This is a genomic window from Pseudoalteromonas sp. 120-MNA-CIBAN-0494, assembly GCF_040308885.1.
Taxonomy (GTDB): Bacteria; Pseudomonadota; Gammaproteobacteria; order Enterobacterales; family Alteromonadaceae; genus Pseudoalteromonas; species Pseudoalteromonas nigrifaciens.
The window spans coordinates 1-7,474 of record NZ_JBEOOE010000060.1 but is presented as its reverse complement, the minus strand read 5'-3'; the positions used below and the strand labels follow the sequence as shown (position 1 = coordinate 7,474).

The window sequence follows — 7,474 nt, the reverse complement described above, 5'->3', positions numbered from 1 at the left end:
ATTAGTACTACTGTGTTTCGCATACTAATTATCATTAAGTAAGTAATATAATTTGCTAAATCAATATAAATACTCTAAACCTAGTTATCTTAGTGTCACTAACTATATACTTAATAGTACAACTTATTGGATTAGTATTTTGGCTTATATTCTAAAACGGCGTGTCGATTATAAAGCAAATCAATCTGTCTTGGCTGTTAGCTTGCCAGTACTCATAACAGATAAAGGTATATTAGTTTCACATCTTAGATTTCTTTATACAAAACGTAATAAATCTCAGTCTTGGCTTGAACGAAATGTGTTTGCGGTTGAGCAACTGCTTAAGTTTATGAATGCTCATTCAAGTACATTCACATCAGCAACTGAGCTATTACGTTCGTTTGTTGACGTTCTTTGCTTTGGCTCAATAGATGATTCTCAGAATGATCCCTCGAATTTGTATTGGTCCCCGCGAAAGGTTGAAGATGTTAATGTGTTATTGAGTCATATTAATTGTTATTGTGACTATCTTGATGAAATCTATGGATATGATCTTCCTAACCTAAACCCATTAAGAAAAGCTACTAGAGCTGAAGAACGAATGCGCTGGTGTGCTTATTATAAACGTGAATCGAATTGCTTTTTAAATCATCTGAGTAACCCATCTAAAAATAGATTCGAAATGATACGAAGCATTCAAGGGCCAATGAATCATTTACTATCTATTGAGTCTGTAAATCGATTTCCAGAAGAGCACTTTCAGCGCTTCTTGAAGTATGGGTTTCTTAATCATCGAACACGAGAAGTTGATTTTGGCTGCGTCTTAATAGTTATGTTAATGCATTATGGTGGACTAAGATTATCTGAATGCTTTCACATATATATTCGAGATATTACTATTGATGTTAAAAATAGTACGGCAATTTTTTCTGTTTTTCACCCAAGCGATGGAGCTAGTCCAGAGCTAGGTTTCTCCAATCGACGCGAGTATCTAAATACTCGCTTTCGACAAAAACCACGCAATGAATATCAACGCTCTCATAGGCTTTATTCAGGATGGAAGCAGCCTCTATTAACGAATAAAAATCTTTCTTTCGATGTCATGATATTTCCAAATAACAAGGCTAAAGAACTGGCTTGGTTACTGGAACAATATCTAGCAGTAAGAATTACTGGAAATCATCCATACCTTTTCACTAACTCAAATGGAGACCCTGAATCTAAAAAGAACTTTATCCAAAAGTACAAACGTGGAGTCGAGCGAATTGGACTTGATGCTGGAAAGTGCTTCGGTACTAGCCCACATTCTCATCGGCATTCTTATGGATATAGTTTAAACCAAGCAGGCTTCAATCAGCTAGAGATACAAAAAGCTATGCACCATAAAAGTAATTTCAGTTGTTTGGTTTATTTGAAACCTAATGATACCGATATTCGTAATATAATGAGAAAGAATGATATATGAAAAAGTACTTTTATCCAGAATACGCACTAGCCAAAAAACATGCACAATTGCTTGGTGTAAAAACCTCCAAAGAATATAAACTAAGATATAAAGAAGATCCGCTGCTATTTAATACGCCCAATAAAATCTATAAAAATGAATGGGAAGGTTGGGAGAGCTTTCTTGGCACAAAAAAAGAATTTTACGCTACATTATCTGATGCTAAAAAAGCAATACAAGCACTAGGCGTTACTACAAGGCGAGAGTATAAGAGGCAATATAAATCAGACCCTTTACTAATTAGTGCACCAAATATTTACTATGAAGATGACTGGAAAGGTTGGAGAGATTTTTTTGATACTAATCAAAACTTTTATAGCTCTATTGATCTCGCGGAAAAAGCAGTGAGTGTATTGGGTATCACGACAAGTACTCAATATATGGCACAATATAAACAAGACCCACAGTTGCCATCGGTCCCAGGAATAACTTATTCAAGCGAATGGAAAGGGTGGAAATCTTTTTTAGGTAAGGAAAAAGAAGTATATACTTCGTATAGCTTAGCTCAAAAAGCTGTTATAGATCTTGGAATTAAGACCCAAAAAGCCTACATTTCGTGTCGTAGGAATGATCCCCTACTACCTTTCTCCCCTGACAAGGTGTTTTTTAAAGAGTGGGAGGGTTGGCAGCATTTTTTAAATACATTTGATGAATCCTACTTTGATTTAAGCTCTGCAAAAAAAGCAGTTATATCTTTAGGGATTCAATCTAGTAGTGAATATGTTAAACGCTATAAAGAAGACCCCAGGCTACCAGCGAAACCAACTAGAAAATATAAAGATGAATGGCCTGGCTGGTTTAGTTTTCTAGGAAAAGATATAAAATTTTATGAGAGCTATGAGCTTGCTCAAAAAGCTGCTCTAAAACTAGGTATAACTTCGGTAACTGAATACCGTGAGAACTATCACAACGATCCAATGCTTCCTAGTATGCCTAATAAAAAGTATGCCAAAAGTTGGCGTGGTTGGCCCCACTTTTTAAATAAGACTTACAAATTTTATACTTCTTACGCAGATGCTAAGAGCGCCACTCAAGCATTAGGAATTAAATCTAGCGTCGAATATAAGAAACGTTTTAAAGAAGATTTTCAACTACCATCACAACCAGATAATGTATATGAAGAAGACTGGATAAACTGGGGGGATTTTTTAGGTAAAAAGCTTATACAGTTTTATCTGACATATGAGGAAGCTAAAGTTGCTGTAAAAAAACTAGGGGCCACCACATTAGTTCAATACAAACAAAAACGTTTAGATGATCCAAAACTCCCATCTTGTCCAGACCAAGTTTACTTAAAAGACTGGCTTGGCTGGAAAATTTTTTTAAATACTCCAAAGAAAGAAAAATATTTAACTCTTATTGAAGCTATGCAAGCCACGCAGGCAATGAATATCACTTCCCTGAAAGAGTACAAAAGTAAATATCACTTAGATCCTAACTTACCAGCAAAGCCCGATGGAAAATATTGCAAAGAATGGATTAATTGGCATACTTTTCTAGGAAAATCGCCTAAATTTCATAGCTATGACGAGGCACAGCAGTCAGCTATTAAATTAGGTATCAAAACAGCTGCTGAATATCGAGAAAACTATAAAAAAGACTTGAAGTTACCATCAGTTCCACGACAAATCTATACCCATAGATGGGAGTCTTGGCAAGACTTTCTTAAAGTAGCGAGCAAGTTTTATCCCACTTATACAGAAGCTCATAATGCAGCGAAAGCACTAAAAGTATCCTCTTTGCTAGAATACAAGGCCAGATATAAAGAAGATCCACGTTTAGCTGTAAAACCTTTTGCTTTATACGCAGATGATTGGATAAATTGGATAGAGTTTCTTGGATTGAAAAAGAAAAGTTTTAAGTCTTATGAAGATGCTAAGAAAATTATCCAAACTTTAAATATTATTAGTTTTGCCGATTATAAAAACTGTCCTTTAGCTGATTTGTACTTACCTAAGAATCCTGACAGCTATTACTCTGCTAGTTGGACAAATTGGAAAGATTTTGTCTTACCTGAAATCGTTGATAACTTAGAAATACTCAAAAAAGCATGCAAAATACTTAATATTAGTAACTCGAAGCAGTATCGGGAGGTACAAAAAAAATATAAACAATTACCTTCCAAGCCAGATAAAAAGTTTGAAGATTGGGTTGATTGGTATGATTTATTAAATATCCCCCGGCCATATTCATATGAAGAACTACGTTTAATAGTATTAAAATATAAATGTAAGACTTTAAAAGATTATAAAGATATGCGCACCAAACTACATGATCCGCGAATTCCTTCGTCGCCAGAAGAGACTTATAAAACATGTGGCTGGACAAACGCATATAATTTTCTTGGAACAAATAGACCATATCAAATTAAATATTTTGATCCAAAATGGAAATTTTGGGCAGATTTCATAGTTGAATTTTTGAAATCTGCTAAAGCTGGTGATACAAAGGTCAAAGATTTATGTGAGTTTGTTCGTGAATATATTGAACCTAACAATTATGAAGTATCCCCTTTAGAATTCCTTATAAGAGAAAAAACTAATATACAACCAATGTTAGATTTATTTGAAGAGGAATCTGTTTTACGTAAGAAAAAGTGGTTATTTTCAGTTAATGAGTTTTTAAATTGGACTATTGTTAACTTTTTAACTGTTGAAGACCCTGAAACGGGAGAAATTTCTAGAATTAAAGGAGCAAGAAACCCCTTTGCCCGAATTAACTTTGATGATGAAATAGCACCAGTTTTACTCAATGAAACAAATAAATTAGCTTTGCCTTATCAGTTTGTAAAAAGTGCTAGAGAGTGGATATTTCCTCCTAATGAGATTCAAAATAAGACTAACTATTCAGATCTCAAACACCTCCACAGAACCTCAGCAGATTGGATTCAAATCAATGACCTATCCCTTATTGACACTACAGATCCTGATTGTATTATCAGGCAGGAAGGAGATAAAACATTCCTTTGGCTGCCAATATACTGGACTTATACATATGCATTAATGCAGTTACCTGCAAGAGGAAGACAAATTGTTTATTGTGACTCGGGTGAGGCAGATGCAGAAGTGCCGGATATAAAAAATGGATCAATTATCTGGAAACCAAATCGGAATAAGTTAACGGGTCTAACAAAACAACAAGGTATGATAAACAAAACCAAAGATAATGACTTTGGTGTCCATTATACTTCGAATAAAACTCACTTTAGTGGTGAAGGTTATACCATAGCATTTATGCCAATCGAATTAGCTTATTGGCTCATTAAGTTGAGAAAGTGGCAAGAAAAGTATAACCCCATTTCAAAACCAACAAAGTGGTTTGATTGTAGGCGAACTAATTTAAATGAGGTACAGAGAAAACAAAAAGGGATTAATTGTTTTTTGTTCAGAGGTTATCAAAATGAAGAGCCTGGTTTGTTTGGCTCTCGTTTAGCAAGCCGCCTTGCAGCAGCACTATTTTTTGCTTCGAAAGACCAACTCACTTCTGCAACTTATGCTGGAAAAAGTTTCAAAGAATGTCATCTTCAACTTGAGCAGCAAGAGGGCATTGCTCTTAGCTTATTTAAATCTGAATATACTCCTCACTCTATGCGTGTGAGTTTAATTAATGCATACGTTTATGAGTTTGGTATGCCACTCGAAGTCATCATGAAGCTAGTTGGCCACTCATCTGTTGTGATGTCGATTTACTACTTAAAAAGTGATAAAACGGGAGCTAATATTCGCGAAAAACTGAAACTTGGTGAGAAACAAGCCTTAAGCAATGGGTCGGATACTTTAAAAAGCTTTATTGAATCCCAACGAATTGAAGAATGTAAAAAGCAATTACTTGGAAACAACCCTGAATTTCTGCAGACTTTAAACAATAGTAGACCTGCTTCTAGCTATCTGTTTAAAGACTTTGGAATCTGCCCTGTTGGCGGTGCGTTCTGTAGAGAAGGCGGTGATGCAGTTGCGACAAAGGCAAATATATATCACCCTGTGAATGCAGGTTACCTAGGTGAACAAAATTGTATTCAATGCAGGTTTTTTGTCACAGGTCCAGCTTTTATGATGGGTCTTTCAGCACTTTTTAATGAGGTTAGTCTAGCCGTTAACACTCAATCATATCGCTTTACAAGCTTAGAAGAAGAGCTAAATAATGCAGCTAGTAGAGTAGATGTTATTTCACATGAGTTGTATAAACAAAAAAATCAGCAATTAGAAGATGAAAAGCAACAACTTCAAGCTCTCAGACGCAAATTAAATTCGGAAATTGAAACTAGAGCTAAAAAGTTAGATTTATATATGGCTGATATGAACTCGCTTCATAAGCACCTGACTAATTGTCAAAAGGTAATAAATAACGATAAGCAACAAGGGGATTCAAAGCTTCAGCTAATAGTACCTAATGAGTTTGAAATTAGCTTTGAACTCGATGATGTTAGCAGTTTTCAGCAACTTTCAGAAGTATGTGAGAATGCTGAACTTTATCATAGCTGTAGTGATGAACTAGCAGTTACACGGAGAAGCCAGGCTCTTGATAGGATGTTGCTGAACAATGGAATGAATCCTCAATTTATCTTTCTAACAGAGAAGCAGCAGCTTGCGGTTGGCAACCAAATGACACAGCTTATGCTGTCAAGACTTCAAAGCTGGGAGAAGCTTGATAAGCTAATAAACGGTACTTTAGCTTTAAACGACTTTTTAGAAAAAGAAAGGTTGACCTTGATGGATATTAAATCATTATTCGCAAGTTCAACACCACTAAAACAGGTAGATTAACATGACTGAATTATCGCCTAAAACAGTACATGAACAACTTAAAAAGCAAACATCTTCACGTGTCCAAAGCTCATTAGATGCAATTTTTCAAGTCTGTACAGAACAAAAAGAACGCGGCTTAAATGAATTTGGTTACTCTATTATTGCACGTCTTGGCAAAGGTCGTGGTGTTCCAGCAGCTCAAAGTATACGTAACAAGACAGGAGAACCATACCGAACCTTGATAGCGAGTTTTGCAAACTCAAGCTTACAACCTGATAAGTCAACTATTAGTTTAAATAAAGGAAAAAGCTTCACTTGGATAGAAAAATTAAAAGACCCTGTAGTTAGGCTGCAAGCTAACATTCTCTACTCTCAAAAATTAGCAGCTGAAAAATTAGTAAAGGAGATCGTACCGATTGATCAAGTCATAGAATTTTATGACGGTGGGTCGTCTTCGTCACCAAACTTAAAATTGACTGACTTAGAAAGAGAAGCTCTTGAATACCTCATATCTAAAGAGTTTATGCGCCGAGCAGGTTTGGAAGTGGGGCCAAACGGTAGTATATTATCAAGTAATGATAAAGATAATTTTCTCCCGGTTGCAACTTTAGATGCTGTTAAAAAAGCATTGCAGTATTTGTAATAGTGGGATGGGGCAAACTAATTGTATACCGATCTAATAACGCGTGAAGGATTAGACAAGCTAAATAAAGAGCTTAATTATCTTTGGCGCGACTACAGACCTGAAATAACAAAAAAAGTAGCTTGGGCTGCTAGCCTTGGCGATCGTTCAGATAATGCCGATTATAAAGAAAATAAAAGATTACTTAGACAGATAGATTCTCGAATTAGGTTCCTTAGAAAGCGCATCGAAGCCGTCAAAGTTATTGACTACTCTCCTCAGCAAGCCGGCAAGGTTTTCTTTGGGGCATGGGTAGAGATTGAAAATGATGATGGTGAAACAAAAGCTTTTCGCATAGTTGGCCCTGATGAGATCTATGGTCGTAACGATTACATTTCTATTGACTCTCCTATGGCCAGAGCGATGCTAAAAAAGGAAGTTGATGATGAGTTTCAAGTGAAAACGCCAGTTGGGGTAAAAGAGTGGTTTATTAATAAAATTGAGTATAAGTAAAGAGCTAGTGCAGCTTATGCTATAAAGAGAGTGCTTATATTCCTGCATTACCGCTGAACTTTAGTCATCAAAATCTCCTCTGGAATATAGCTGTTAGTCTGCTTTGAGCGA

At 35.7% G+C, this 7,474-nt stretch carries 4 protein-coding genes; all 4 read left to right on the top strand.

Features of this window, described 5'->3' with window-relative positions:
* Positions 1–139 precede the first annotated feature (139 nt).
* From gmtY to greB, 4 genes are read left to right on the top strand one after another with little or no spacing between them, the layout of a single operon-like run.
* Entirely contained in the window at positions 140–1,444 is a 1,305-nt protein-coding gene (gmtY, locus tag AAEY55_RS17715; protein WP_016900090.1) for a gamma-mobile-trio recombinase GmtY, read from the top strand.
* On the top strand, positions 1,441–6,246 hold the full coding sequence (locus tag AAEY55_RS17710) for a VPA1269 family protein (protein ID WP_024599666.1): 4,806 nt from the start codon (positions 1,441–1,443) through the stop codon (positions 6,244–6,246). Before gmtY ends, AAEY55_RS17710 begins: the two co-directional genes overlap by 4 nt.
* A gap of 1 nt (position 6,247) precedes the next feature.
* Entirely contained in the window at positions 6,248–6,871 is a 624-nt protein-coding gene (gene gmtX, locus AAEY55_RS17705) for a gamma-mobile-trio protein GmtX (protein ID WP_013466106.1), read from the top strand.
* Between the two features lie 21 nt (positions 6,872–6,892).
* Positions 6,893–7,363: a transcription elongation factor GreB gene (gene greB, locus AAEY55_RS17700; RefSeq protein ID WP_013466105.1), complete on the top strand. Its 471-nt coding sequence runs from the start codon at positions 6,893–6,895 to the stop codon at positions 7,361–7,363.
* Positions 7,364–7,474: the final 111 nt, after the last annotated feature.